Raw genomic sequence first — 24,883 nt, 5'->3', positions numbered from 1 at the left:
CTCAACACCCGGCCGCGTCAGACACTGGACTGGCGAACACCCCTTCAGGTCTTTGCGCTCGCTCTCAGCCAGGCCGGCGGCAGCACAGCCTCTCTGCAGTAGCCCATGTGTTGCACTTCGGACTTGACTCCGCCGGTACTTTTCTTTGGCGAAGCAAAGAAAAGGACCTCGCCCGCCGGGGCGAAATCCCGGCCCCGGGAAGCAAAGACCCAGCACCCGCCAGCACCGCCCCCGCAGCGCCCCCGCACCGCGCCCGCAGTACTTCAAGCCTCCAACAAGCTCAGCCCGACCCGTGAAGAACGAACCGTCACCGCCGAACGGTGGTGGATGCCTTCCCCAGGCGAACGGTGGGCACGCAGGCCGGTCGGCGCGCCTTCCCGCCAGCACCGGCGTTCAGTGCCCGATCATCTCCTTCACCCGCCCCACCAACACCCCCATGTCGAACGGCTTGGTGATCACCTCCATCCCCTGCTCCAGCAAGCCATTGCCCACCGCCGCGTTCTCTGCATACCCCGTGATGAACAGCACCTTCAAGTGCGGCCGCGACACCCGCGCCGCGTCCGCCACCTGGCGCCCGTTCAGCCCGCCCGGCAGTCCCACGTCGGTCAGCAGCAGGTCCACCCGCCGCTCGGACTGCAGCACGTGCAGCCCCGCCGGCCCGTCGGCGGCGGAAATGACCTGGTAGCCCATGTCCTGCAGTTCCTCGGTGACCAGGCTGCGGATGGAGGCCTCGTCCTCGATCACCAGCACCACTTCGCCGTCGGCCTGGTGCGCATAGAGGCTGCGTTCCTGCTCCATGTCGGGTTCGGCGTCGCCCTGGTGGCGGGGCAGGTAGAGGCACATGCTCGTGCCCTCGCCCGGTACCGAGCTGATGCGCACCTGGCCGCCCGACTGGCGCACGAAGCCATACACCATCGACAGCCCCAGGCCGGTGCCCTGCCCCATGGGCTTGGTGGTGAAGAAGGGGTCGAACGCCCGGGCGACCACGTCGGGCGTCATGCCGGCGCCGGTGTCGGTCACGCAGATCGTCACGTACTGGCCGGGCGGGAGTTCACGCTCGCTGGCGGCGGGCTCGTCCAGCCATTCGTTGGCGGTCTCGATCGTCAGGCGGCCGCCGTGGGGCGCCATCGCGTCGCGGGCATTGATGCACAGGTTGAGCACCGCGTTTTCCAGCTGCGAGGCGTCCACCCGGGTCAGCCACAGCCCGCCCGCGCCGACCACCTCCAGCTCGACGGACGGGCCGACGGTGCGGCGCACGATCTCCTCGATGCCGCTCACCAGGCGGTTGATGTCGGTGGGCTTGGGGTCCAGCGTCTGGCGGCGCGAGAAGGCCAGCAGCCGCTGGGTGAGCGACGCGGCGCGGCGCACGGACGACTGGGCCATGCCGATGTAGCGCTCGGCGTTCTCGAAGCGCTGCGCGGCCAGGCGCTTTTCCAGCACCTGCAGGCTGGCGCTCATGCTGCCCAGCAGGTTGTTGAAGTCGTGCGCGATGCCGCCGGTGAGCTGTCCGATGGCCTCCATCTTCTGCGCCTGGCGGAACTTCGCTTCCACGTCCATCAGCTCCTGGGTGCGCTCGGCCACCTTGCGCTCCAGCAGCTCGTTCATCTCGCGCAGCTGGGCCTCGGTGCGGGCGCGCTCCACCGCCGTGCGGGTGCGCCCGCCCACCTCGCGCATGAAGGCCACGTCTTCCTGCGACCAGGTGCGCGGTTGCGCATGGTTGGCGAACACCAGCGCCACCAGCCGGCCCTGTTCCATCACCGGCAGGTTGAGCAGGGCCGCCACGCCGCGCTTGCCGATGGCGTCCAGCGCGTCGCGGGTGCGCGGGTCGTGCCGCACGTCGGCAATGCTCACCACCCGGTCGGCCTTCAGGTCGTCCACGAAGCTGCCGTAGTGGCGCAGGTTCAACGTGCCGGCGATCGACGCCACGCCCGGCTGCGTCCAGTCGCACGGAATCTCGACATCGTCGCTGGCGTGGTCGACGTGCGCATAGCCGGCGCGGCTGATGCGCAGCGTGCGGCCCAGCAGTTCGGCGGCGGCCGCGCAGATGGCATGGGCCGAGGTGAGCGAGCGCAGCAGGTCGGTGAACTCCGCCAGCGCGTTGCGGCGGGCCTCGGCGGCCATGCGTCCCGTGACGTCCACGCCCTCCACGAAGATGCCGGTCACGGCGCCGTGCGCGTCGCGGATGGGCTGGAAGACGAAGTCCACGTAGTGCTCGCCCTCGGGCGAGTCGTAACGCGCGCCGTGCGCGGTCAGCGCCTCGCCGCTGCGGTAGACCTGGTCGAGCAGGTCCACGTAGCCCTGCTGAACCGCCTCGGGCAGGGCCTGCGCCACGGTCAGGCCGATCAGCTCGCGCGTGCCCACCAGCCGCCGGTAGCCGGGGTTGGCCAGGGTCAGCCGGTGCGAGGGGCCCTCCAGCATGGCCATGAAGCTGGGCGACTGCTCGAACAGCTGCGCGAACTGCTCGCGCTCGGCGATCAGGCGCTGCTCCATGCGCACCTTGGCGGTGTTGTCGGTCACCATGGCCAGCACGCCGGCGATGGCGCCTTCCTCGTCGGGAATGGGCGAGTAGCTGAGGTTGAACCAGACGGTCTCCGGCACGCCACGCAGGTTCAGCTGCAGCGCCGTGTCGCGGAAGTCGAGCGTGCCGCCCGCCATGCACTCGCACACCACGCGGTCGTTGAACGCACGCGCCTCGGGCCAGGCATCGCGGATGGGCATGCCCAGCAGGCCGGGGTGGCGCTGGCCGCTGAATTCGCCGTAGGCGGCGTTGTAGATCAGGATGCCCTGCTCGCCCCACAGCGTGGCAATGGGCACGTGGGAGCGCAGCATGCTGGAGACGGCCAGCCGCAGATGGGCGGGCCAGCGATCGATGGCGCCCAGCGGCGTGGCCGCCCAGTCGAATTGGGCGATGAGGGTGGCCATGGGGCCGCCGCCACGCAGAAAAGGCGGCACGCCGGAGCGGGATTGCGGCAGGGGCAGCGGCAGGCGATCAGGGCACGACATGGCGGGGGATTCTGACGGATGGCGGTGCGAGGTTCACGGCGATCGCGTAGTGGCGTTCAGTCCCGGATGACGGGGGCCGGCGTGGCCCGCCCACCGCGCGCGGGGGACGCGGGCCGGTCACCCGCGCCGCCGGCATCGCTGGTGCCTGCGCCGAAAAGCCGCCGCAGCGTTTCGCCCAGCCGCGCGCCGATGGCGGTGCCGATGCCGGGCGCCACGGCGGTGCCCACGGCGGCCCCGGCCAGGGCGGCGGGCGGCAGGCTGAGCGACGGGTCCGACACCGTGCCGCCGAATTCCAGCGGCACGCCGACCACGCCCTCCACCAGGTCCACCGCGACATTGCCGCGCACCTGGCGGTTCTGGATGACCGCGCTGCCGGTGGCGGTGAGCACGCCCGACGTCGCCTTCAGGTCGGAATAGCGCACGATGGTGCCCTCCCGGTCGGCCTCGGTGCGCACGATGCCGGTCAGCTGGTCCAGGGGGGTGGTGCCTTGGTGGTTCTGGCCGGCGCTCTTCACCGCCCGCTCCAGGTCGAAGGTCAGCAGCCGGGCGCGCCGCACGGCGAAGCGGGTGCGGGTCTGCAACGCGCGCAGGGCCTCGGCCGGGTCGGCACCTTCGGCGATGAGGTCGGTGTGGCCATCGGCCTTGCCGGCCACGATGGCCCGGCGCTCGAAGGCGGACATCAGGCCCACGATGTCCACCCCGGTGAAGTCGACCGCGCCGGTGACCCGGTAGCGCCCTTCGATCGTCTGCAAGCGCAGCTCGCCCCGCTCGGTGCGGCCGCCCGCCGTGACCTCGGCGCGCCAGCGATCCTCCGCGCCCTCCCGGGTGATGTCCAGCGCCGCCGGCACCGAGGCGCCCTCGCGCTCGATGCGCGCGTGGCGGGGACGCCAGGCGGTATCGAACTGCGCCTCGCCGGCATAGGCGAGCGCGCGGCCGGTGCGGGAAACCCAGCGCACGTTGCGCCATTCCACATGCTGGACCGGAACCTCCGCCAGCTCGAAGGGCGTGCCGGAGCGCTGGCCCGCATCCGTTGCGGCGATCTGGAAGCCCGACAGCGAGCGCTGGGGCACCGAGGCGTCTTCCAGCGACAGGCGGGTAAGGGCCAGGCGCAGCCGCAGCAGGTCGGACCACTGCGCCTCGGCGGTGATGCGCGCGGCGGTGAGCGGGTCGGGCTGCTCGGTGGCCACGCCTTCCAGCACCACCCGGGGCACGGGCCAGAGGCTCCAGTGCAGACGGTGCACGGTGACCGGCACACCCAGCTTGTCGGACGCTTCGGCTTCCACGCGCTGGGCCAGTTCTTCCTCGGTGGGCAGCCATGCCCAGACCGCGAGCGCCGCCAGCAGCAACAGGGCTGCGACAGTGCCCGAGGCGATCAGGACAGTACGGCGTTGGGGCATGAGAACACCGGTGGATGGACTGCGAAAGAGAGAAAGGGGTCCGGGCCGGAGGCCGGGGGCGGACGGAGCGGCCCCGAAGCCAGCGAATTTCGGTCGGGCGCCGGGGGGCTTGGAGACGGGGAGCATGCCGATCAGCGAGGCCGTCGGCCGGAGCTGAAACGACCATACCGGCCCGCCCGGCAGCACCCCGTGGGTGCGCGCCTACAGCCCCTGTGCGCCAAAGGCTTGAAATCCGGGCCGCACCCTGTGCCGCAGCCGGCGGGGAGCCCCTACACTTCGCGCCGTCCCGCACACCGCGAACCGGTCACTTTCTTCCTTCCTTCTTTCATTCCTTCCCTCACCGAGGAGCACTGCCTTGTCCACCTATTTCCCGCGCTGGCGCGAGACCCGCGCCACCGAGGGCGCTGTCGTCGCGCCCGATGAACGCCTGCCCTGGGGCCAGACCGCCGTCATGGGCGTGCAGCACGTGATCGCCATGTTCGGCGCCACGGTGCTGGCGCCCATCCTGATGGGGTTCGACCCGAACGTGGCCATCCTCATGAGCGGCCTGGGCACGCTGATCTTCTTCGTGGTGACGGGCGGGCGCGTGCCCAGCTACCTGGGCTCGAGCTTCGCCTTCATCGGCGTGGTGATCGCCGCGTCGGCCTATGCCGGCAAGGGGCCCAACGCCAACATGGGCGTGGCGCTGGGCGGCATCATCGCCTGCGGCCTGGTCTACACGCTGATCGGCGCGCTGGTGCAGGCCATCGGCACCGGCTGGATCGAGCGCTTCATGCCGCCCGTGGTGACGGGCGCGGTGGTGGCGGTGATCGGGCTGAACCTGGCCGGCATTCCCATCAAGAACATGGCGGCCAACAATTTCGAGAGCTGGATGCAGGCCGTGACCTTCGTCTGCGTGGGCCTGGTCGCCGTGCTGACGCGCGGCATGGCGCAGCGCCTCCTGATCCTGCTGGGGCTGATCGCCGCCAGCGTGATCTACGCCGTGTTCACCAACCTGCTGGGCTGGGGCAAGCCGCTGGACCTGTCGCCCATCGCCGCGGCGGCCTGGGTCGGCATGCCGTCCTTCACCGCGCCGGTCTTCAGCGGCCCCGCCATGCTGCTGATCGCGCCGGTGGCGATCATCCTGGTGGCAGAGAACCTGGGCCACATCAAGGCCGTGACGGCCATGACCGGCCACAACCTGGACCGCTACATGGGCCGCGCCTTCATCGGCGACGGCATCGCCACCATGGTGAGCGGCAGCGCCGGCGGCACGGGCGTGACCACCTACGCCGAGAACATCGGCGTGATGGCCGCCACCAAGATCTATTCCACCGCCGTGTTCCTGGTGGCCGGGCTGATCGCGCTGGTGCTGGGCTTCTCTCCGAAGTTCGGCGCGCTGATCCAGGCCATTCCGCTGCCGGTGATGGGCGGCGTCTCGATCGTGGTATTCGGCCTGATCGCCGTGGCCGGCGCCAAGATCTGGGTGGACAACAAGGTCGATTTTTCCGACAACAAGAACCTCATCGTGGCCGCCATCACCCTCATCCTGGGCACGGGCGACTTCACCCTGAAGTTCGGCGAATTCGCGCTGGGCGGCATCGGCACCGCCACCTTCGGCGCCATCATCCTGTACGCGCTGCTGAACCGCCGGCGCTGAACGGACCCGCCGGAGCGGTCAGCGGTCAGCGGTCAGCGGTCAGCGGTCAGCGGTCAGCGGTCAGCGGTCAGCGCCGCAGCATCGACCAGACCAGCTCCACCCCGGCCGCGAGCAGATCGAAGCGGTCGGAGGTGGTGGAGTCGGTGAAGCGCTCCTGCTGGCGCCGGCGCTCCTCGCGGTTGCGCTCGCGTTCCAGCGCCACCAGCGCATCGGCCAGCGCGGGCGGGCTGACCGGCTCCTCGGCGCGCCGCGCGGCCTGCCGGTGGCGCTGCAGCGCGGCGTCCACCGCCTGGGGGTCGAGCAGCGATAGCGCCGAGCGGCAGTAGGGACAGGCGTGGTCGCTGCGGATGTCCACCGTGCCGCCGCAATGCGTGCACTGGATGGTGCCCACCCGGTCGGCCAGCGCCTCGATCTCGCGGGGCGAGAGGTGGCGCACGAAACCCTTTTCCACCATGAACGAGCCAAAGGTGCTGAAGCGCCCGTGGCCCGCCGCGCATCGGTAGGTGCGGTAGCGCCCGCCCAGCGCCACGTCGAAGCCGCCTTCCAGCGTACGCGGGCACCGGGCGCACTGCAGCCGCTGCGCGATGGGCCGGTGGGCGTCGCCCCGGTGGTCGTGCAACAGCTCGAACAGCGCCAGCACGCCGGCCGGCGCGAGGCGGGTGTTTTCCTGCGGATCGAACCACAGGCCCTGGCAGGCGAAGCACAGGTCGAGATCCACCGTGCCGCCACCGTGCGCGGCGAAGCGGTGCACCTCGGCCGGCTGGCGGCAGGAAGCGCACGGCGACGGCGATGCCGCGCGGGGCGACGAAGCCGCAGTGGAGTGTGGTGACGTGGACATGGGTGGCCAAATGGTAGCGGGTGTAGCCGTGGTGGTGGCCGTGGTGGCCGGGGTGCCCGGCGAGCCAGACGCGACTGCACGATGCAAACCCCGCTGCTACCATCCGGCGCAGCCTCTGCCTGGTGGCCCGGCGGCCTTCGATGCTCCGGGCCCTGACCGAATGCAGCCTGCGCGCCGTGGCCCGCCGGTGCTCCGCCCTCACCTTTCCACTCCCATCCCACTCCGCCACCATGCCCATCTGGAAACGCCCCATCGACCTCGCGCAGCTCAACAGCGGCGCGCCGAACGCCATCACCCACCTGGGCATCGAATTCACCGAGGTGGGCGACGACTTCCTGCGGGGCCGCGTGCCGGTGGACGACCGCACCAAGCAGCCCTACGGGCTGCTGCACGGCGGCGTGAGCGTGGTGCTGGCCGAGACGCTGGGTTCCGTGGGCGCGGTGTTTTCCTCGCCCGAAGGCTGGCGTGCCGTGGGGCTGGACATCAACGCCAACCACCTGCGCGCCGCCACGCAGGGCTGGGTGACGGGCACCGCCCGGCCCATCCACATCGGCAAGACCACCCAGGTCTGGCAGATCGACATGGTCAACGATGCCGGCGAACTGACCTGCGTGTCGCGCATCACCATGGCCATGCTGGCGCCGCGCGGCTGAGGACCGAACGGTCGGCAGGCCGGCAGGTCGGCAGGCCAACAGGCCAACAGGCCGGCAGATCAGCAGGTCGGGACGGTCCGATTTTCAGCCAAATCGGCCCTGAGCGCTTGTCCATAAAGGACTTTTAGCTATTATTTTAATAGCAATCGACCGTGATCAGGCCTGCACCGCCGGGCGCCGCGGCGGCAAGGCCCGCGCCGGGTTGCCGGCCACCGTCACCCCGGCCGGCACGTCGCGGGTGACGACGCTGCCGGCGCCGATCAGCGCGCCGTCGCCCACCGTCACCCCGGGCATCAGCAGCGCCCCGGCGCCGATCCACACGTCACGGCCAATGCGCACCGGCCGGCCGAACTCGGCCCCCGTGGCGCGCACCGCCGCATCGCGCGGATGGTCGGCCGCCAGGATCTGCACGCCCGGCCCGATCTGCGTGCCGTCGCCGATGGTGACCTCCACCACGTCCAGCACCACGCAGTTGAAGTTGAGGAACACGCCAGCGCCGATGCGCAGGTTGAAGCCGTAGTCGCAGTGAAACGGCGGACGCACCACGCTGCCTTCGCCCAAGGCGCCCAAGCCCTCGGCCAGCAGCGCGTGGCGGCCGGCGGCGTCGAGCGCGGCATGGGCAGCCGCGTCGTTGTAGCGGGCCAGCCAGCGCGTCGCGGCCTCGCTGTCGGCGCGCAGCTCGGGGTCGCTGGCCCGGTAGAGCGCGCCGGCCAGCATCTTCTGCTTTTCGGTCGGTGGGGAAGGCGGGGCATCGGAAGGGTTCATGGGCAGAGCATAGGGTGCGCAACCGGCCAGCCCGCCTGCGCGTCAGCCGCGCGCCTCCGAGTCGGCCACCGAGGCGCTGGCCGCGCTGGTCCACACGCCCAGGCGAAAGTCGGCATCGCGCACGTCGGTCACCTGGCGCAGCCCCATCCGGGCGTGCAACCGCTCCTGCACGGCGTCGCCGGCCAGCGCGCACCCGTCGATGGGGCGGCGCCAGTGGCAGGCCGCCACCACGCCACCGGGCACCAGCGACTCGCGCACGCATTCGGCCAGCCGGTCGATGTCCGCGGGTGCGAGGTAGTAGACGAATTCGCTCAGCACGATCAGGTCAAAACGGCCGGAGGGCCAGTCGCCGGGCAACCAGAGCCGGGCGAAGGCCACCTGCGGCTGGTCCGCGAGGCGGGCGGCCGCCGTGGCCAGCGCCCGCTCGGCACCGTCGCTCGCCAGCAGCTGGTCGCAACGCGGGGCCAGCTCCGCCGTCAACAGGCCGGTGGCGCAGCCGGGCTCGAAGGCCCGGGCATAGCGGGCATGCGGCAGGCTGGCCAGCAGCAGGCGGCGCTTGCGCGCTTCGTACCAGCTGCCGTCGAAATGCCAGGGGTCGTCGCTGCGGGCGTAGAGGGCGTCGAAATCATGCGCGGTGGGCGGCGCAGGGGTGCCGGCGTCGGCTCTTGCGTCGGCTGCGGTGTCTTGGGCGACGTCGGCTGCGGTTTCTTGGGCGGCGTCGGCTGCGGTGTCGTGCGCAGTGTCGGGAGGGCTGGTGCTCATGCTCTGCTCACGCCGGGGCGAGGAAGGTTTCGAAGGGCCAGCGGGCGCGCTGACGGATCGCGTCGTCCAGCACCGGGCCTTCGCCGCCGGCGCGGGGGGCCAGCTGCGACAGGTGGCAGGCGAGCGCGGTTGCCTTGCGCGCTGCGGCCTGGCCGCGGGGCGCTCCAGCGCCGGCCCGCAAGGTGCGCAGCCGATGCCACGGGATCTCCCCGTTCGAGGGATCGGCCCAGTGCCACATCCACACCGGCGCCTCCCACAGCGTGGCGCCTGCGGCGCGGGCGGCGTCGGCCGCAGCCCTGCCGCAGGCTTCGTGGTCGGGATGGCCGTCGAGCCGCCAGGTGCTGACGACCACGTCGTCTGCCCGCAGCATTTCGCGCAGCGTGCGCGCCAGCGCCGCTTCGTGCGCGGCCACGCCCCCGTCGGGCAGCCCCAGCCGCAGCAGCGGCGCGGTGTGCAGCCCGAGCGCGCGCATGCCGGAGCGGCGCTCGGCCCGCCGTGTGGCAGCCAGGGCGGATGCCGGCCAGCCCGGGTCGCCCGCATGGCTGGCCTCGCCATCGGTCACGCCGACGATATGCACCCGGCCGCCCTGCTGCAGATGCGCCTGCAGCAGCAGCCCGCAGGCGAGCAGTTCGTCGTCCGGATGGGGCGCCACCACGACCAGTCGGCCCGACGCGGGAACGATGTCCGCCGCCGCCACGCTGGGCACCGCGCGGCCGGACAGCCATTCCTGCCAGACGCCCGGTGCATGGCGGGGGTGCGGGCCGATGTGGCGCGGCGGCAGGCCGTCCGCCGCGCCGCGGCCGGGCAGCCGGGGCAGGTCGGGCCGATCGGGCCGATCGGGCAGGAACGGCGTCACAGCGACCACGGCGTGCCCTCCTGCGTGGCCAGGCGCTCGCCCAGCGCTGCGTCGTCGCGGTCCGCATGGCTCTGGCGGATGAACACCGGCAGGTCGGCCGACATGCGGGCGAAGTCGGCATCGCGGCAGAAAGGTGTGGCACCGAGCGCGCGGCCGGTTTCGTCCAGCACGCGGCGCGCGCAGGCTTCGGCGGCCTGCCGCGCGCGCAGGGCGGGCGCGAACGCATCGTCCGCAGGCTGGCGGTCGATCCAGTCCGCCGTGTCTTTCAGCAGGGCGGCGGTGGCGCCCAGCGCCACATCCACCCGGCCCAGGGCGGCCAGGCGGAACGGCGTGCGCTGCGCGGCGGGCGCATTCGCCACCGCCGCCTGCAGCGCGTGGCCCAGCGCCAGCGCGCCGCCCCACCAGCAGGCGGCGATGCCGGCACCACCGTGCCAGAAGCCCGGCCGGTTCAGGTAGTCGCCTTCGTCCCCCACCCGCACCGCCCGCACGTGCTGGAACGTCACTTCGGCGCTGGCGCTGTCGGCCATGCCGATGGCGCGCCATGCCTGGGTGGAGACGGTCACGCCGGGCTGGAGCAGATCCACCGCCACCAGCTGCGGGCCGCGCCCGTCGGTCCGCCAGGCGGTCAGCAGCGCATGCGAGGCATGCTCCGCGCCGGAACACCAGGCCTTGGTGCCGGTGATCCAGACCGTGCGGACGTCGGCGTGCCCCAGGTCGGCAGCACCGGCGGGGCGGGGGTCGGGCCCGCTCGCGCCGCTGTCACCGGAACGATCTTCTTCGGCGAAGGTCACGCGCCCTCCCGGCGCTTCCGACGCCCACGTTCCCCAGAGCGACTCTGCCCCGCTGCCGGCCACGCCGTCCGGGGCGTGCAACTCCCGCAGGATGGCGACGGCGTCCGTGTGCCCTTCGTACAGCTTGGCCAGCGACAGGTCGTGCCGGGACACCTCGGCCAGCGCGCGCCAGCGCTGCAAGGTGGCCCCCTGGCCCGGCAGCGGCAGCCGGGCGTGGCCGCCGGCCACCAGTTGCTCCATGCGCACGCCCGCGCCCAGATGGCGGCTGCCGGCCAGCGCCTGCTGCAGCGCCTCGAATTCAGTGCCCTCGTCGGCCGCGGGAAGCGTCATGCTCGTCATGCCCGTCATGCGGCCGCACCCGCGACCCGCATTGCCGGCACCACCAGCCCGGCCAGGTGCGCACCGAAGCCCGACGGCGCGCGGAAGTGGCAGCGCGCGCTGGTGACCACCCGGGGCGCGTTGGTCCAGGCGATGTGGAGGCCGGCCGCTTCCAGCGCGCCAACCAGCGCCACGTCCTCGCCGGTGCGCAGTTCGGCGAACCCTCCGACCTGCCGGTAGGCATGGGCGCTCACGCCCAGGTTGGCGCCGTGGATGTGCCGATGCCCGGGCTCGTCGCTGTAGCCCGCGTGGTAGAGCTGCTGCACCGCACGGCCGTAGATCCCCCAGTGCCGCACTTCGACGGTGCCGCAGACAGCGTCGCACTGCGCATCGTCTGCAAGGCGCAGGTGCTGCACCAGCCAGTCGGGTGCCACGGCGGAATCTGCGTCGGTGAAGCAGAGCCAGCGCGCGCCCGCATGCAGCGCCCGATCGACCCCGGCCGAGCGCGCTGCGCCCACGTTGCGCCGGTTCACCCGCACCGTCTGCACGCCGCGTTGCAGGGCGATGTCCTCGGAACGGTCGGAGCAGGCGTCCAGCGCCACCACGATCTGCACCGGCTCACCCCGCAAGCCGGGGTGGCGTGCAGCCACCTGCAAGGACTGCAGGCACTCATTCAGCACGGCCTCTTCGTCGTGGGCCGGAACGACGACGCCGATCATGGTCGCGCTCCCGCTGCTGGACAGGGCCGTGACGGCTGGGCATGACGGATGGGCTGCGCGGTACTGCGGTCGTGGTCGACGGCGCGCACGGATGGTCTGGCCATGGAAGGCTCCCTCGGGTTCGGAGCTTCCAACCTAAGGCCGCTGCTGCCGTGGGTTCGTAGGAAGAAAGCTAGCTCATCCATAAGAACCCGGGCGTCCCGCCGCACGCCAGGGGCACGGGCGCGGCGCACGGGGGCTGCGATGCATGGCCTTCGTGCTGCTTCGTCCCGCCTGGTTCTGCTTCGTCCTGCCTCGTCCTGCTTGATCCTGGCGTCCTACAGGGTCCACGCCGCCCATCGAGCACATTAGCGGGCGGCACCCCCCACAGCCGCCGCCCTCCCCTTTTTCCCCTCCAACCACCGTACCTGCATCATGAGCCCCTGGACCGCCACATGGCAGCGTGTACGGCAGAAGGCGATGGCACTGCCCGGCCTGCCGGTGCTGGTGTACGCCGTGCGCAACTACGTGCTGCACCAGAGCGCGAACCAGGCCGGCAGCATGGCCTTCTCGTCGGTGCTGGCGATGTTCCCGCTGCTGATCCTGTTGTCGGCCACGGCGGCCTACATCGGCGAGCCGGGCGATGCCGCCGCGCTGGCCCAGCGGGTGATGGATTACGCGCCGCCGCTGGTGCGCGAGGCCATGCAGCCGGTGATCGAGCAGGTGATGGCGCAGCGCAACCAGGCGCTGGTGACCATCGGCGTGCTGGTCACGCTGTGGACGGCGTCATCGGGCATGCAGGCGGCGCGCACGGCGCTGAATCGGTCGTACGGCATCCAGCGCGGCCTGCCTTTCTGGAAGGCGCGCATCAAGGTCACGCTGTTCACCGTGGTGGTGGGCGGCGGCATCGTCGCGGCCTTCAGCTCGGTGATCGTGATGCCCTACATCTGGCAGCTGCTGGAAAACAGCGCCATGGTCGACGCCGACGCGCCCTGGCTGCGCAACAGCGTGCGCTATGGCTCGGCCTTCCTGGTGCTGACCGTCCTGTATGCCCTGCTCTACGGCTGGCTGCCCGATCTGCGGCAACGCCTGCGCACGGTCATCCCGGGCGCCATCGTGGGCGCAGCCTTCTGGGTGGCCGCGGCGGCCACGCTGTCGTACACGCTGCGCAGCGCGGGCAAACTGGCACTGGTGTATGGCAGCTTCGCGGGCGTGGTGGCCACGCTGGTGTTTCTCTACATCAGCGCAACGACGCTGATCTTCGGGGCGGAAGTGAACGGCGTGCTGCACGAGCGCGGCCGGGCCAAGGACAGGCCGGCGCCGCCCGAGGGTGCCACGCCGCCTCAGAACCCCCGCGCAGCCGACGGCCTGGCGGGGCCCGGGGGCGATGGGGCACTCACCCCGTCCGCCACTGCATCCGCCGCGCGGCCTTCGGCAGCCGGTTCAGCGCCTGCGGCCTGAAGACCCGGCCGCTTCCCCGCCGCTGCCCGCACCACGCCAGGCGCATTCAGGGCGTGGCCTGCGCCATGCGCTCGCTCTTCCAGTAGACGTCGTCGCCCCCCTCCATGCGATTGAGCACGCGGGCCAGCACGAACATCAGATCCGACAGGCGGTTGAGGTAGCGGCGCGGTGCGGCGCGCAGGGTTTCCTGCTCGCCCAGGGCGACCACGGCGCGCTCGGCGCGGCGGGCGACGGTGCGGCAGACATGGGCCTGGGACGCGGCCCGCGTGCCGGCGGGCAGGATGAATTCGGCCAGCCGCGGCAGGGCGGCGTTGTAGTGCGCCAGGGCCTCGTCGAGTTGCGCGAGGGCGTCGTCCTTGAGGAGTTCGAATCCGGGAATGGACAGTTCGCCCCCCAGGTTGAACAGCTGGTGCTGCACGTCGCCCAGCAGGGTGCGCACGTCGTCCGGCAGCGGCTCGCACAGCAGCAGGCCGATGTGCGAATTGAGCTCGTCCACGTCGCCCATGGCGTGGGGGCGCAGGCTCGCCTTGGAGACGCGCGTGTTGTCGCCCAGGCCGGTGCTGCCGTCGTCTCCGGTGCGGGTGGCGATTTGTGTCAGTCGGTTTCCCATGGGGTCGGTATCTCCTCGATTGGCGTTGGCGGCCCCGATTGTGCGTTACAGCCCATGCCCAATTGTGGAGGCAAGCAACCAGTGGCAAGAGTGCTGGCGCCGCCCGCGCGTTGGCGGTGCAATGGCCGCCTGTTCAACGCTTTTCAGGAGCCCGATTCCATGTCAAAAGCCCGACGCAACCGGTCGTACCCCTTCGATGCGCGCAGTGTGGTGCTGTTCGCGGCCATCGCAGTCAGCGGCTTCGGAGCGCATGCGCAAAGCCCTGCCTCCAAGTCCGCCGCCAAGACGTCCGCCACTGCCACGCGCGGCCAGGGCGCCAGCAGCCCTGCGACGGGTGCGGCGCAGCGGACATCTTCTGCCGCCTCCAGGGCGGCACCACGGGCCGTGTTCGGGGGCACCAGCCCCTCGGCCTCCCCGGCCTCCTCGACGAACCCTGGCGCTTCGGCCGCCACGCCCGCCCCGATCGCCCAGGCCCGCAGTGGGGGAGGACAGGCGCTCTGACATCGACTCCCCCCGGCTGACGTGAAAGCCGGCGCAGCCCGGCTCGCCCACAACGAGCCCGCCCGCCCCTCGCCTCTCTTGAGGGCCCGGCGGGCTTTTCGCGTCGCTGCACCGAGGTGCAGGCACGCCGCGCCGCGCCGCGCACTCAATCGTGCAGCGACGACAGGAACTGCTGCAGCTCGGGCGTCCTGGGCGCGCCGAAGATCTCGGCCGGCGGGCCCATCTCGTGGACCCGGCCCTGGTGCATGAAGATGACCCGGTCGCTCACCTTGCGGGCGAAGCTCATCTCGTGCGTCACCATCAGCAGCGTCATGCCTTCGTCGGCCAGGCTCTCCACCACGCGCAGCACCTCGCCCACCAGTTCGGGGTCGAGCGCCGAAGTGATCTCATCGCACAGCAGCACCGCCGGCTCCATGGCCAGGGCCCGGGCGATGGCCACGCGCTGCTGCTGGCCGCCCGAGAGCTGGTCGGGCATGGCGTCGAACTTCTCGGCCAGGCCCACGCGCAGCAGCAGGCGGCGGGCCTGCTCGGCCGCATCGACCTTGTCGGTCTTCTTGACCAGCGTGGGGGCCAGCATGACGTTGCGGCCCACGGACAGATGCGGGAACAGGTTGAAGCTCTGGAAGATCATGCCCACGCGCTGGCGCAGCTCGCGCATGGCCAGGGCGCTTTCGTGCAGCAGCGGCTTGCCGTCCACGGTGAGCGCGCCGTCCTGGAACTGCTCCAGCCCATTGATGCAGCGCAGCAGCGTGCTCTTGCCCGAGCCGCTCTTGCCGATGATGGCGATGACCTCGCCACGCGCCACCTGCAGGTCGATGCCCTTGAGCACCTCGTTGGCGCCATAGGACTTGCGCAGGGCGGTGATGTTGACGATGGGTGCGCCGGACACGGGCGCAGCGGCGGGGCGGCCCCCTGCCAGCGGGGTTTCAGCGACGGTTGGCATGGGAGATCTTCCTTTCGAGGAACTTGGCGTAGAGGCTGATCGGGTAGCAGAGCGCGAAGTACATCAGCGCCACGCAGGCGAACACGGTGAAGGGCTGGTAGGTGACGTTGGAGATCATGTTGCCGGCACGGGTCAGCTCCACGAAGCCCACCACCGACGCGAGCGCCGTGCCCTTGATGACCTGCACCATGAAACCCACGGTGGGCGGAATGGCGATGCGCAGCGCCTGTGGAAAGACCACATGGCGCAGCTGTTCGCCGAAGGACAGCGCCAGGCTCTGCGCGGCCTCCCACTGCCCCTTCGGAATGGCGGCCACGCAGCCGCGCCAGATCTCGGCGAGGAAGGCGCTGGTGTAGAGCGTGAGCGCCAGCGTGACCGACACCCATGGCGACACGTTGATGCCGAACAGGCCGATGCCGAAGTAGGCGAGGAAAAGCTGCATCAGCAGCGGCGTGCCCTGGAAGAGCTGCACGTAGCCGGCGATGGCGCGGTCCAGCCAGCCGATGCGGGTGAGCCGGCCCACCAGCAGCAGCGCGCCGACCAGGCCGCCGCCGATGAAGGCGATGAGCGAGAGCACCACCGTCCAGCGGGCGGCCAGCAGCAGGTTGCGAAAGATGTCCCAGAAGGTGAATTCGACCATGGCGATGCTCCCTTCAGCGGCCAAAGATGAACCGGGGCCCTGCCCAGTGGAGCAGGTGGCGTACGGCGATGGACAGCAGCAGGTAGATGCCGGTGGCGACGATGTAGGCCTCGAACGTGCGGAAGTTCTGCGCCTGGATCACGTTGGCCGAGTAGCTCAGCTCCTCGGTGGAGATCTGCCCGCACACGGCCGAGCCCAGCATGACGATGATGATCTGGCTGACCATGGCCGGCCACACCCGCTTGAGCGAGGGCGGCAGCACCACGCGGGTGAACACCTGCACCCGGTTGAGCGCCAGGCTCTGCGCCGCCTCGATCTGCCCGCGGGGCGTGTTCTCGATGCCGGCGCGGATGATCTCGGTGGCATAGGCGCCCAGGTTCAGCACCATGGCGATGACCGAGGCCACCTCCGGCCCCAGCTTCACGCCCAGCGACGGCAGCCCGAAGAAGATGAAGAAGAGCTGCACGATGAACGGCGTGTTGCGGATCAGCTCCACATAGGCGCCCACCACCACGCGCAGCGCCATCGGCCCGCTGGCCCGCGCCCAGGCGCAGGCGATGCCCACCACCATGCCGATGGCCATGGACACGGCCGTCAGGCCCAGCGTCCACAGCACACCGCGCAGCAGAAACGGCCACTGCACCAGCACGGCCGCGAAATCGAGTTGGATTTGCATATCAATCACTCATTGCCGAACGCTGTCGATGACCCGCGCCGGCTCCCTGAAACAGTCACGGCCTCAACTTTCAGAAGGCCGCGGAGCAGGCCAAGCCAGCAGACGCCGTGGAACGGGCTTCGCCCGGCCACTGGCGTCGTCCCCCTGCCCGTAGCGCGCAGCGCGGAGAGAGCGGGGGCTGAGTGCCGCGGCTCCAAGCCTGCCTGCGCAGGCTTGGACGTGCACGAAGAGCCGCCGCCTCTGCCGGTGGTCCGGAGCGGCGCAGCCGCTAAGGAGGGTGTTCACTCGCTCAGCGGCAGATCGCCCGCAGGACGGGCCAGCCACTTCTTGGCCATGGCGTCCAGCGTGCCGTCCTTCCTGGCGGCCAGGATGATCTCGTTGACCTTGGCGCGCAGCGCGTCCTCGCCCTTGGCCACGCCCACGAAGCACGGGCTGTCCTTGATCAGCAGCTTGTATTCGGCGCCCAGCTGCGGGTTCTTCTGCGCCATCAGGCCGGCGTTGGACACGCTGGTGGCCAGCACCTGGGCCTGGCCCGCGACGAAGGCGGCGGTGGACGCAGCCTGGTCTTCGTAGCGCTTGAACTGCATGGAGGCGGGGCCGACCTTGGCCAGCTCCTGCTCTTCCATGGCGCCCTTGGCCACGGCGATGGTCTTGCCCGCCAGGTCGTCGAACGACTTGATGGACAGGCTCTTGGGCGCATACACGCCCTGGAAGAACGGCGCGTAGGCGTGGGTGAAGTCGATCACCTTGGCGCGTTCGGGGTTCTTGCCCAGCGTGGAGATCACCAGGTCGACCTGCTTGGTCTGCACGTAGGGAATGCGGTTCGCGCTGGTGACGGGAACCATCTCCAGCTTCACGCCCATCTGCTTGGCGATCAGCTCGGCCATGGCAATGTCCAGGCCCTGGGGCTTCAGGTCGAGGCCGACGAAGCCGTACGGCGGGTAGTCGGTCGGCACGGCGATCTTGATGGTCTTGGACTGCGTGATCTTGTCGAGCGCCGTCTGCGCGTGGGCAACGGTGCTGCCCAGCAGCGATGCGGCAGCGACGGCCAGGGCGAGGTGGCGGCGGGAAAGCGAGAACGAGTGGGTCATGGCAGGAGCGCTCCAGTGCAAGGTGAGGTGAGGTGGGGTGGGTGAAGTCAGGGCAGCGGATCGACGGCAGGCGGCACCCGGGCCGTCGAGGCCGCAGGCCGCGTGGATGCGCGGCGCGGCTTGCTGCGCGCCAGCGGGGAATGCAAGGGCTGTGCCGCAGTGCGCTTGGACGCGGCCTGGGGCGCTGCGCCGGCCGCGGCGAGCGGCGCCAGCGCGCCGCGCAGGCGGGCCAGCGGATCGGCCAGCGCCGGCAGGCGCAAATGGGCCTGCACGGTGCCGATGTGCTCTTCCATCAGCGCCTCGGCGCCTGCGGCATCGCCCGACTCCAGCGCCGCCACGATGCGCACGTGGTCTTCGCACGACTGCGCCGCATCGTGCGAGGACTGGTAGAGCATGGCGATGAGCGTGGTGCGGGCCGTGAAATCGCGCAGCGTGTCCGCCAGCAGGTGGTTGCCCAGGCACTCGGCCAGGCAGACATGGAAGTCGCCCAGCAGAAAGCTGCGCGCGGCCACGTCGGTGCCGCGCACGGCGGCCTTCTCGCGCCGCAGGTGCGCCTTGAGCGACTGCAGCGCCGGCTTGGCCAGCGGCTGCTTCATGCCCCGGATGAGGCCCAGCTCGATCACGCGGCGCGCCTCGAAGGCTTCGCGGGCTTCGTCCTGCGACGGCTCCACCACGTACCAGCCGCGCCGTGCGCTGACGGTGACGATGCCGCGCACCGACAGCTGCATCAGCGCTTCGCGCACCACCGTGCGGCTGCAGTCGAAGAGCGCCGCCAGCTGCTGCTCGCCCAGGCGCGTGCCAGGGGGCAGCTTCTGCGCCATCACGGCTTCCATGATGCGATCGCTGATGGCGGATGCGGAGGACGCAGCGGATGGAGCAGCCCCCGCAGCGGCGGGGCCGGCGGAAGCGGGCGACGAAGAGGTGGGAGGCACGGATGCGGCGGGAGCCATGCCACGGTTCAGCAGGAACCGTGCCCGCTTGTATTCAAGCACCGTGCACAGAGGTGGTTCAGTCAGACCGCCATACCAGACCACACGGCGCGCTGGGGTGGGGCTCCTGGGCCGGCGGCGCACCAAGGTGGCGCCGCATGCACCGCCCACGCCCACGGGCGGGGCACGGCATGCCGCCGGCCCGGCATCGCCTCAGCCCCTCAGCCGGCGTGCGGCGGCTCCACCAGCCCTTCGGCCAGCCACTGCACCCCCAGCAGGAAATCGTCGATGTCCATCGCTTCCTGCGGGTTGTGCGACCCGTGGGCGTTGCGCACGAACAGCATCGCCGCCGGAATGCCGGCAGCGGCGAACACGGCCGCATCGTGGCCCGCGCCGCTGGGGATGCGCTCCAGCGTCTGCCCGGCGCGCGCGGCCACGGCCTCGAAACGCTGGATCCAGCCCTCGTCCATGGTGGCGGGAGCGGTGGTCAGGCGCTCGTCGAACTCGAACCGCACGCCCCGGTCGGCCGCGATGGCGCTGCACTCGGCCTGCATCAGCTGGTGAAACCGCTCCAGCGTGGCCGCGTCCTGGCTGCGGGCTTCAAAGCTGAACTGCACCTCGCCGGGAATGACCGACACCGCGTGCGATTGCGCCGGCGTGGTGCAGATGCCGCTGGTCATCACCAGGTCCATGCCCATTTGCAGCAGCACGCGCCAGTGTTCGTCCATGCGCGACAGCAGCTGCGACACGGCCAGCACCGCGTCCTTGCGCAGCCAGCGCGGCACGGCGCCGGAATGCCCGGTCTCGCCGATGCAGCGCACGCGGTTGTGCCGCACGTTTCCGCGAATGCCCGTGACGGCCGCCACGGGCCAGCCGCGCGCAACCATCACCGGGCCCTGCTCGATGTGCAGTTCCAGATAGGCCGCCACGGGCTCGGGCAGCAGGGGCGTGCCCTGCGCGATGGCCTCCACGTCGGCGCCGCAGCGTGCCATGGCGTCACCCAGCGTGCCGCCGCCCGCGCGGTGCGGCAGGCGCAGCGCAGCGGCGGGCAAGCGCCCGAGCAGCGCCATCGACCCCATGTAGGCCCGGCCGTACCAGGCGCTTTCCTCGCCGCGCAGCGCCAGCACCCGCAGCGGTGCGCTGCCTTCATGCCTGCCGCGCAGCGCGGCCAGCACCAGCATGCCGGCCACCACGCCGGCCAGGCCGTCGTAGTTGCCGCCCTGGGGCACGGAATCGACATGCGAGCCGATGACGATCACCGGACCGGGGCGCGTGTCTTCGTGCAGGCGCATCCACAGGTTGCGTGCGCCGTCGTATTCGCAGGCCAGCCCCAACGCGGCCGCATGCCGCTCCAGCACCTGCAGGGCGGCATCTTCGCCAGGCCCGTAGCTTTCGCGGGTGATGCCGGGGCCGTCGCGGGTGGCGTCGGCCACCTCGGTGAGCAGCGCCTCGGCCTGCCTGCGCCATGCAGCGGTGTTCATGCGGCACCTTCCACGGGCGCGCCGCCCGTACCGCCCGTACCGCCCGGTCCGCCCGTACCCCCGTGGGCCACAGACCACTGCGTGGGCGACGCGGTGAAGTCGGCGAGCGTGCGCAACTGCTGCGCGGTGAGGCGACCCGATGCGATCAGCGCGGCATGCAGGTGCGGCCACGACGCCAGCGCGTGCAGCTGCAGCGCCTGCTGCGCGGCCGCCTCGGCGGCGGCGTGCGGGTAGATGGCGTAGTCGAACAGCACGATCGCATCGGTGACCTGCGTGCCGGCCTGGCGCAGGGCAGCGGCGGCGGCCCGCTTGGAGCGGCCGTCGGTGGTCACGTCGTCCACCAGCAGCACGTTGGCGCCCGCTTGCGGCAGCCGCCCCTGCAGTTGCGCCTGCACGCCCCAGCCGATGGGTCGCTTGCGCAAATACAGCATCGGCAGCGCGAGGCGGTCGGCCAGCCAGGCGGCAAAGGCGATGCCTGAACTTTCGGAACCCACCACGGCGGTGATGCCCTGCTGGTTGACAAGCGGTGCCGCCGCCCGCGCGGCGGCGTCCATCAGGTCGGTGCGCCAGGCGACGTCGCTCAGCAGCGCATGCACGTCCACATAGACCGGGCTGGCCCAGCCGGAAGTGTAGAAGAAGGGCGTGTCGCCCGCGATGCGCACGGCATCGGTGGCAACCAGGGCGCGGGCGGTGCGCGCCGCATCGGAGGGTGAGAAGACCATCGGCAACCTGCTGAATGAGCAAGTGATGCACTGTAGGCAGAGGCGCGGGTGGGGAGAAGTGCAAAAATCTCCGCCAGCCGTTCCGAAACGCGATGGCTCGCCGGCCCACTGCACCGCCGCCGCGTGGCTCGGCTCTTGCATGGGTTGCCGCTTGCCGACAGCGCTTTCCTCCCCATCGATTTCCCCCATGTCCCGCCTTCTGTCATCCCGCAGCTTTCTGCGCCAGCTCGATCTGGGCACGCTCGATCTCTTCATCATGGTCTGCGAAGCCGGCAGCATCGCGCGCGCCGCCGAGCGCGGGCAGATGGCGCCTTCTGCGGTGAGCAAGCGCATCGCCGAACTGGAAGCCCTGGCCCAGGCGCCGCTGCTGGCGCGCCACGCGCGCGGGGCCCGCCCCACCCCGGCCGGCGAGCAGCTGCTGCAGCACGCGCACGCCATCCTGCTGGCGGTGGAGCAGCTGCACGCCGACCTGGGCGAGTTCGCGCGCGGCGTGCGCGGGCATGTGCGGGTGTGCGCCAGCGCATCGGTGGTGGAGCAGTTCCTGCCGGCGGAGATGGCCGGCTTCATGCAGCGCCATCCCGACATCCGCATCGACCTGCGCCAGGCGGCCAGCCGCGCCGTGGCGCAGGCGGTGCGCGAAGGCGCGGCCGACATCGGCATCTGCGGCGCCAGCGACGAGGTGCTGGGGCTGGAGTCGCGCCCCTACCGGCGCGAGCGCCTGGTGCTGGTGGTGCCGCGCGGCCACGCGCTGGCGCGGCTCAAGCAGGTGCCTTACGAGCGCGCGCTGGCCTATCCGCAGATCGGCCTGCGCGACAGCAGCACGGTGCAGCAGTCGCTGGCGCAGGAAGCCCGCGCCACCCGCCGTGTGCTGGCCCGCCGCATGGAGGTGGACAGCCTGAGCGCGCTGTGCCGCATGGTGGAAAGCGGCCTGGGCCTGGGCGTGATGCCCGAAGGCGCCTTCCGCGCGCTGGGCGAGGCCACGCAGCTGCGCGCCGTCGCACTGACCGATGCCTGGGCCGACCGCGAGCTGAACCTGTACGCGCTGCGGTTCGCCGACCTGCCCGTGGCGGCGCAGCGCTTCGCGGACCACGTCACGCCGCAGCAGCAGCCCTGAGCGCCACGGCTCCGGCCGGCAAGCACGCGGTGTGTCGTCCCGCCTGTCGGGGCAAAGCGCCGACCCGCGTGCATCCGTGCGCGGTGGCTTCTAGAATGAAGCGATCTCCTTCAAGAATTTGTAGACCGTCTGCATGGGATGCGCGGGTTACGCCGGCGCTGCCACTGCCGCAGTGTGTGCGTGCAAACGCTCCTTAGTGCCCGCCTCTTTCTTGCGCACCCAAGCGGGCGATGCCACGCTGGATGCAACCCGCCGTTTGCGACTCGCCGAACAACGCCGAAAGACCGCCGCCATGAACGCTCCCGTCACCGCCACCCATCTGCTGCCCGACGTGCCCCTGCGCCCGGTGCCCCCTGCGATGCTCGATGCGCTCGCGGCACGCTTCGGCGCGCAGTTGTCCACCGCGCTGGCGGTGCGTGAACAACACGGCCGCGACGAAGGCTCCATCCAGGCGCCGCCGCCCTCGGCCGTGCTGTTCGCCGAGAGCTCGCAGGACGTGGCCGATGCCATCCGCCTGGCCGCCGAGCACGGTGTACCCGTCATCCCCTATGGCGCCGGCTCGTCGCTGGAAGGGCACCTGCTCGCCATCCAGGGCGGCATCAGCATCGACGTGAGCCGCATGAACCGCCTGCTGCGCGTGGATGCCGACGACCTCACGGTCACGGTGCAGCCCGGCATCACCCGCAAGCAGCTGAACGAAGCGATCAAGGACACGGGCCTGTTCTTCCCCATCGACCCGGGCGCCGACGCCAGCATCGGCGGCATGGCCGCCACGCGCGCCAGCGGCACCAACGCCGTGCGCTACGGCACCATGCGCGAGAACGTGCTGGCGCTGGAAGTGGTCACCGCCAGTGGCGAGGTCATTCGCACCGGCACCCGGGCCAAGAAGAGCGCCGCCGGCTACGACCTGACGCGCCTGATCGTGGGCAGCGAAGGCACGCTGGGTGTGATCACCGAAGTCACGCTGCGCCTCTACCCGCTGCCGGAAGCGGTGAGCGCCGCCATCTGCTCGTTCCCCAGCATCGAAGAGGCCGTGCGCACCGTCATCCAGACCATCCAGCTGGGCGTGCCGATTGCCCGCGTGGAGCTGATCGACCAGCACACCGTGCGCATGGTGAACGCCCACAGCAAGCTGGGCCTGCGTGAAGAACCCATGCTGCTGATGGAATTCCACGGCTCACCGGCCGGCGTGCAGGAACAGGCCGAGACCGTGCAGGCCCTGGCGCAGGAATGGAACGGCAACGCCTTCGAATGGGCGACCACGCCCGAGGAGCGCACCCGCCTCTGGACCGCGCGGCACAACGCGTACTTTGCCGCCGTGCAGAGCCGCCCCGGCTGCCGCGCCATCAGCACCGACACCTGCGTGCCCATCAGCCGCCTGGCGGACTGCCTGCTCGACTCGGTGACCGAAGCCGACGCCAGCGGCATTCCGTACTTCCTCGTCGGCCACGTGGGCGACGGCAATTTCCACTTCGGCTACCTGATCGACCCGAACAGCGCGGAAGAACGCCAGAAGGCCGAAGCGCTGAACCACCAGCTGGTGGCCCGCGCCCTGGCACTGGGCGGCACCTGCACCGGCGAGCACGGCGTGGGCATCCACAAGATGGGGTTTCTGCTGGACGAGACGGGCCCCGGCGCGGTGGCGATGATGCGGGCGATCAAGCAGGCGCTGGACCCGAAGAACATCCTGAATCCGGGGAAGATCTTCGCGATGTGACCTCGCGTTGGCCGCTATGTATTGGATAGCAACCTGCGCTGGATCGGCGGGCGCTACAAGCGGGTTTGGCCCGACCACCAGCAATATGTCTCAACCGCCCCTCTACCGTGGGGGCTGAGCTTGTCGAACCCAAGGCGTGTTCTGTAATCCGCCGTTGCACGCACGCAGCACGAACAGGGGTAGCGTGGCGCAATCCATCAAGCACGCGCCTCGGCCGGAAGTTCGCGGATGCACGGCGCGTCGAGCGGACTCCAGATACCGCGCCCGCCCTGCTTCCGCACGTGCGTACAGAGCATGGTTGTGCTCACGTCCGTGGGGCCGACCAGTTCCTGCAGCGTGCGAAGGTGTTGGCCGCCCACGGCAGCCGGGTGTCGAAAGAATCCCGCAGCAGCTGCGGCGATACCGGCTTGTCGATGCCCGCACGCGGGGCACCCTGTCGTACCGCGCGCTGCACCGACTTCGGGTCCTTGCGGCCCTTGCCTTCACCCCGTGCAAGAGAATGAAGCGGCGAGCCCCGTCGATATGGCGTGCCCGGCACCAATGCTGGAATGCCGCATGCGAAGGTGCACGCGCATTCAATCCAGCAGCTGGGGTGGGGGCCGCTAGGCCAACGAATCAAATGGTGGATTCAGCATGGATTTCATTCGCGAAAATTCAGGTTTTCCTCAACGCTGTGATCTTTGGTTTGCGGCGAGATGCACTCAGGCTCGTTGTATTGACGGACTGCCAGCAGTAGGATGTCTGCCGTCCAAGTCTCGTTAGCCCTCATATTCCATGTCATCAGACTTCGAAAAACTCAAGAAGAGATCGATCGCGCTTGGCAAGAGCTTTCCCATCATGCCGATCGACGAGGTACGACTGGCTGTGGCATTCGCAGAGCTTCCGGATATCGAGCAGGTGGTAGAACGCCTTGTCGCGGAACTGTTTGACCACCCCGACATGCATGTCAGGCGCATTGCAGTCAATGCCTGCCGCCGCTCAGAAGCTTTTGACGCACCCTCTCTGAAAGAGGCTTTCACTCGCAGGCTTGAAGACTCTTCCGCTTGGGTCAGGTACGACGCTGCCTGGGCCATCCATGCCGCTGCTTATGATTCGCCCCGGATTCGGCAACTGCTGGCCGGCATTGCGGGTGATGCGCCTCTTGTTCAGCTGCAAGAACAGGTGAGCAGCGACCTGGGCAATGCAGAATTACAGGCTCAAGCACGTGCGAGGGAGACACTGGACGGTTTGGGCGCACGCAACGGCGGCTGATAATTACCTGCAAGCCACGCTGTTGAT

General features: G+C 70.5%; 23 protein-coding genes. 7 read left to right on the top strand and 16 right to left on the bottom strand.

Going from position 1 to position 24,883, the window contains the following annotated elements; all coding sequences use genetic code 11:
- Positions 1–393 precede the first annotated feature (393 nt).
- Positions 394–3,003, bottom strand: coding sequence for a PAS domain-containing protein (locus tag ASF94_RS09760; protein ID WP_082493143.1), 2,610 nt, complete (start codon positions 3,001–3,003; stop codon positions 394–396).
- 56 nt (positions 3,004–3,059) lie between these two features.
- A complete protein-coding gene (locus ASF94_RS09755; protein WP_056665092.1) occupies positions 3,060–4,400 on the bottom strand; it encodes a hypothetical protein in 1,341 nt (446 codons plus the stop codon).
- Between the two features lie 355 nt (positions 4,401–4,755).
- Between ASF94_RS09755 and ASF94_RS09750 the strand changes: the two genes are divergently transcribed.
- A complete protein-coding gene (locus ASF94_RS09750) occupies positions 4,756–6,039 on the top strand; it encodes a solute carrier family 23 protein (protein WP_056665090.1) in 1,284 nt (427 codons plus the stop codon).
- A gap of 67 nt (positions 6,040–6,106) precedes the next feature.
- Here ASF94_RS09750 and ASF94_RS09745 read toward each other — a convergent pair whose 3' ends face one another.
- Positions 6,107–6,877 (bottom strand): zf-TFIIB domain-containing protein, encoded by a 771-nt coding sequence (locus tag ASF94_RS09745; RefSeq protein WP_056665087.1) that lies wholly within the window; start codon positions 6,875–6,877, stop codon positions 6,107–6,109.
- Positions 6,878–7,107: 230 nt separating this feature from the next.
- Here ASF94_RS09745 and ASF94_RS09740 point away from each other — a divergent pair, with 230 nt between their 5' ends.
- On the top strand, positions 7,108–7,530 hold the full coding sequence (locus ASF94_RS09740; RefSeq protein ID WP_056665115.1) for a hotdog fold thioesterase: 423 nt from the start codon (positions 7,108–7,110) through the stop codon (positions 7,528–7,530).
- Positions 7,531–7,686: 156 nt separating this feature from the next.
- Here the strand turns inward: ASF94_RS09740 and ASF94_RS09735 are convergent, their stop codons facing one another.
- The 5 genes from ASF94_RS09735 to ASF94_RS09715 are packed head-to-tail and all read right to left on the bottom strand — an operon-like array spanning position 7,687 to position 11,741.
- Positions 7,687–8,295, bottom strand: coding sequence for a sugar O-acetyltransferase (locus tag ASF94_RS09735; RefSeq protein WP_056665084.1), 609 nt, complete (start codon positions 8,293–8,295; stop codon positions 7,687–7,689).
- A gap of 42 nt (positions 8,296–8,337) precedes the next feature.
- Positions 8,338–9,057: a methyltransferase gene (locus tag ASF94_RS09730; protein WP_082493142.1), complete on the bottom strand. Its 720-nt coding sequence runs from the start codon at positions 9,055–9,057 to the stop codon at positions 8,338–8,340.
- 7 nt (positions 9,058–9,064) lie between these two features.
- Entirely contained in the window at positions 9,065–9,922 is an 858-nt protein-coding gene (locus ASF94_RS09725) for a PIG-L deacetylase family protein (protein WP_235505322.1), read from the bottom strand.
- Positions 9,910–11,034: an acyl-CoA dehydrogenase family protein gene (locus tag ASF94_RS09720; RefSeq protein WP_156382492.1), complete on the bottom strand. Its 1,125-nt coding sequence runs from the start codon at positions 11,032–11,034 to the stop codon at positions 9,910–9,912. The genes ASF94_RS09725 and ASF94_RS09720 overlap by 13 nt, the downstream gene beginning before the upstream one ends.
- Positions 11,035–11,048: 14 nt before the next feature.
- Positions 11,049–11,741, bottom strand: a complete 693-nt coding sequence (locus ASF94_RS09715; RefSeq protein WP_056665079.1) for a glycosyltransferase family 2 protein — start codon at positions 11,739–11,741, stop codon at positions 11,049–11,051.
- Positions 11,742–12,155: 414 nt separating this feature from the next.
- Here ASF94_RS09715 and ASF94_RS09710 point away from each other — a divergent pair, with 414 nt between their 5' ends.
- Positions 12,156–13,181 carry a YihY/virulence factor BrkB family protein gene (locus ASF94_RS09710; RefSeq protein WP_056665076.1) on the top strand — a complete coding sequence of 342 codons (1,026 nt, stop codon included), beginning with the start codon at positions 12,156–12,158 and terminating at the stop codon, positions 13,179–13,181.
- Between the two features lie 46 nt (positions 13,182–13,227).
- Here the strand turns inward: ASF94_RS09710 and ASF94_RS09705 are convergent, their stop codons facing one another.
- Positions 13,228–13,791: a cob(I)yrinic acid a,c-diamide adenosyltransferase gene (locus ASF94_RS09705; protein ID WP_056665073.1), complete on the bottom strand. Its 564-nt coding sequence runs from the start codon at positions 13,789–13,791 to the stop codon at positions 13,228–13,230.
- A gap of 159 nt (positions 13,792–13,950) precedes the next feature.
- Here ASF94_RS09705 and ASF94_RS21235 point away from each other — a divergent pair, with 159 nt between their 5' ends.
- Positions 13,951–14,292 (top strand): hypothetical protein, encoded by a 342-nt coding sequence (locus ASF94_RS21235; RefSeq protein WP_156382491.1) that lies wholly within the window; start codon positions 13,951–13,953, stop codon positions 14,290–14,292.
- Between the two features lie 145 nt (positions 14,293–14,437).
- On the opposite strand, the gene ASF94_RS09695 is transcribed toward ASF94_RS21235, so the two are convergent.
- The 7 genes from ASF94_RS09695 to ASF94_RS09665 all read right to left on the bottom strand — a co-directional run bounded on the left by ASF94_RS09695 (position 14,438) and on the right by ASF94_RS09665 (position 20,774).
- Positions 14,438–15,235 carry an amino acid ABC transporter ATP-binding protein gene (locus ASF94_RS09695; protein ID WP_082493139.1) on the bottom strand — a complete coding sequence of 266 codons (798 nt, stop codon included), beginning with the start codon at positions 15,233–15,235 and terminating at the stop codon, positions 14,438–14,440.
- Positions 15,219–15,875: an amino acid ABC transporter permease gene (locus ASF94_RS09690; RefSeq protein ID WP_056665067.1), complete on the bottom strand. Its 657-nt coding sequence runs from the start codon at positions 15,873–15,875 to the stop codon at positions 15,219–15,221. Before ASF94_RS09690 ends, ASF94_RS09695 begins: the two co-directional genes overlap by 17 nt.
- A 13-nt stretch (positions 15,876–15,888) precedes the next feature.
- Positions 15,889–16,551 (bottom strand): amino acid ABC transporter permease, encoded by a 663-nt coding sequence (locus ASF94_RS09685; RefSeq protein WP_056665064.1) that lies wholly within the window; start codon positions 16,549–16,551, stop codon positions 15,889–15,891.
- 281 nt (positions 16,552–16,832) lie between these two features.
- Positions 16,833–17,642 carry a transporter substrate-binding domain-containing protein gene (locus ASF94_RS09680; protein WP_056665061.1) on the bottom strand — a complete coding sequence of 270 codons (810 nt, stop codon included), beginning with the start codon at positions 17,640–17,642 and terminating at the stop codon, positions 16,833–16,835.
- Positions 17,643–17,689: 47 nt separating this feature from the next.
- The gene (locus tag ASF94_RS09675; RefSeq protein WP_255355248.1) at positions 17,690–18,490 is read right to left on the bottom strand and encodes a GntR family transcriptional regulator; all 801 of its coding nucleotides are present in this window, start codon (positions 18,488–18,490) and stop codon (positions 17,690–17,692) included.
- Positions 18,491–18,792: 302 nt separating this feature from the next.
- A complete protein-coding gene (locus tag ASF94_RS09670; RefSeq protein ID WP_056665054.1) occupies positions 18,793–20,052 on the bottom strand; it encodes a hydantoinase/carbamoylase family amidase in 1,260 nt (419 codons plus the stop codon).
- On the bottom strand, positions 20,049–20,774 hold the full coding sequence (locus tag ASF94_RS09665) for an orotate phosphoribosyltransferase (RefSeq protein ID WP_056665051.1): 726 nt from the start codon (positions 20,772–20,774) through the stop codon (positions 20,049–20,051). The genes ASF94_RS09670 and ASF94_RS09665 overlap by 4 nt, the downstream gene beginning before the upstream one ends.
- Before the next feature lie 187 nt (positions 20,775–20,961).
- On the opposite strand from ASF94_RS09665, the gene ASF94_RS09660 reads away from it, so the two are divergent.
- The 3 genes from ASF94_RS09660 (at position 20,962) to ASF94_RS21230 (ending at position 24,856) form a co-directional block, all read left to right on the top strand.
- Complete coding sequence (locus ASF94_RS09660) at positions 20,962–21,888, top strand: LysR family transcriptional regulator (protein WP_056665048.1); 927 nt, start codon at positions 20,962–20,964, stop codon at positions 21,886–21,888.
- Between the two features lie 292 nt (positions 21,889–22,180).
- Positions 22,181–23,605 carry an FAD-binding oxidoreductase gene (locus ASF94_RS09655; RefSeq protein ID WP_056665105.1) on the top strand — a complete coding sequence of 475 codons (1,425 nt, stop codon included), beginning with the start codon at positions 22,181–22,183 and terminating at the stop codon, positions 23,603–23,605.
- A 774-nt stretch (positions 23,606–24,379) separates the two neighbouring features.
- On the top strand, positions 24,380–24,856 hold the full coding sequence (locus ASF94_RS21230; RefSeq protein ID WP_156382490.1) for a HEAT repeat domain-containing protein: 477 nt from the start codon (positions 24,380–24,382) through the stop codon (positions 24,854–24,856).
- The last annotated feature ends 27 nt before the right edge of the window (positions 24,857–24,883 follow it).

This window comes from Acidovorax sp. Leaf160, from assembly GCF_001424265.1.
Taxonomy (GTDB): domain Bacteria; phylum Pseudomonadota; class Gammaproteobacteria; order Burkholderiales; family Burkholderiaceae_C; genus Paracidovorax.
The sequence above is the reverse complement of the archived record's forward strand: the minus strand, read 5'-3'. Positions and strand labels throughout refer to the sequence as shown.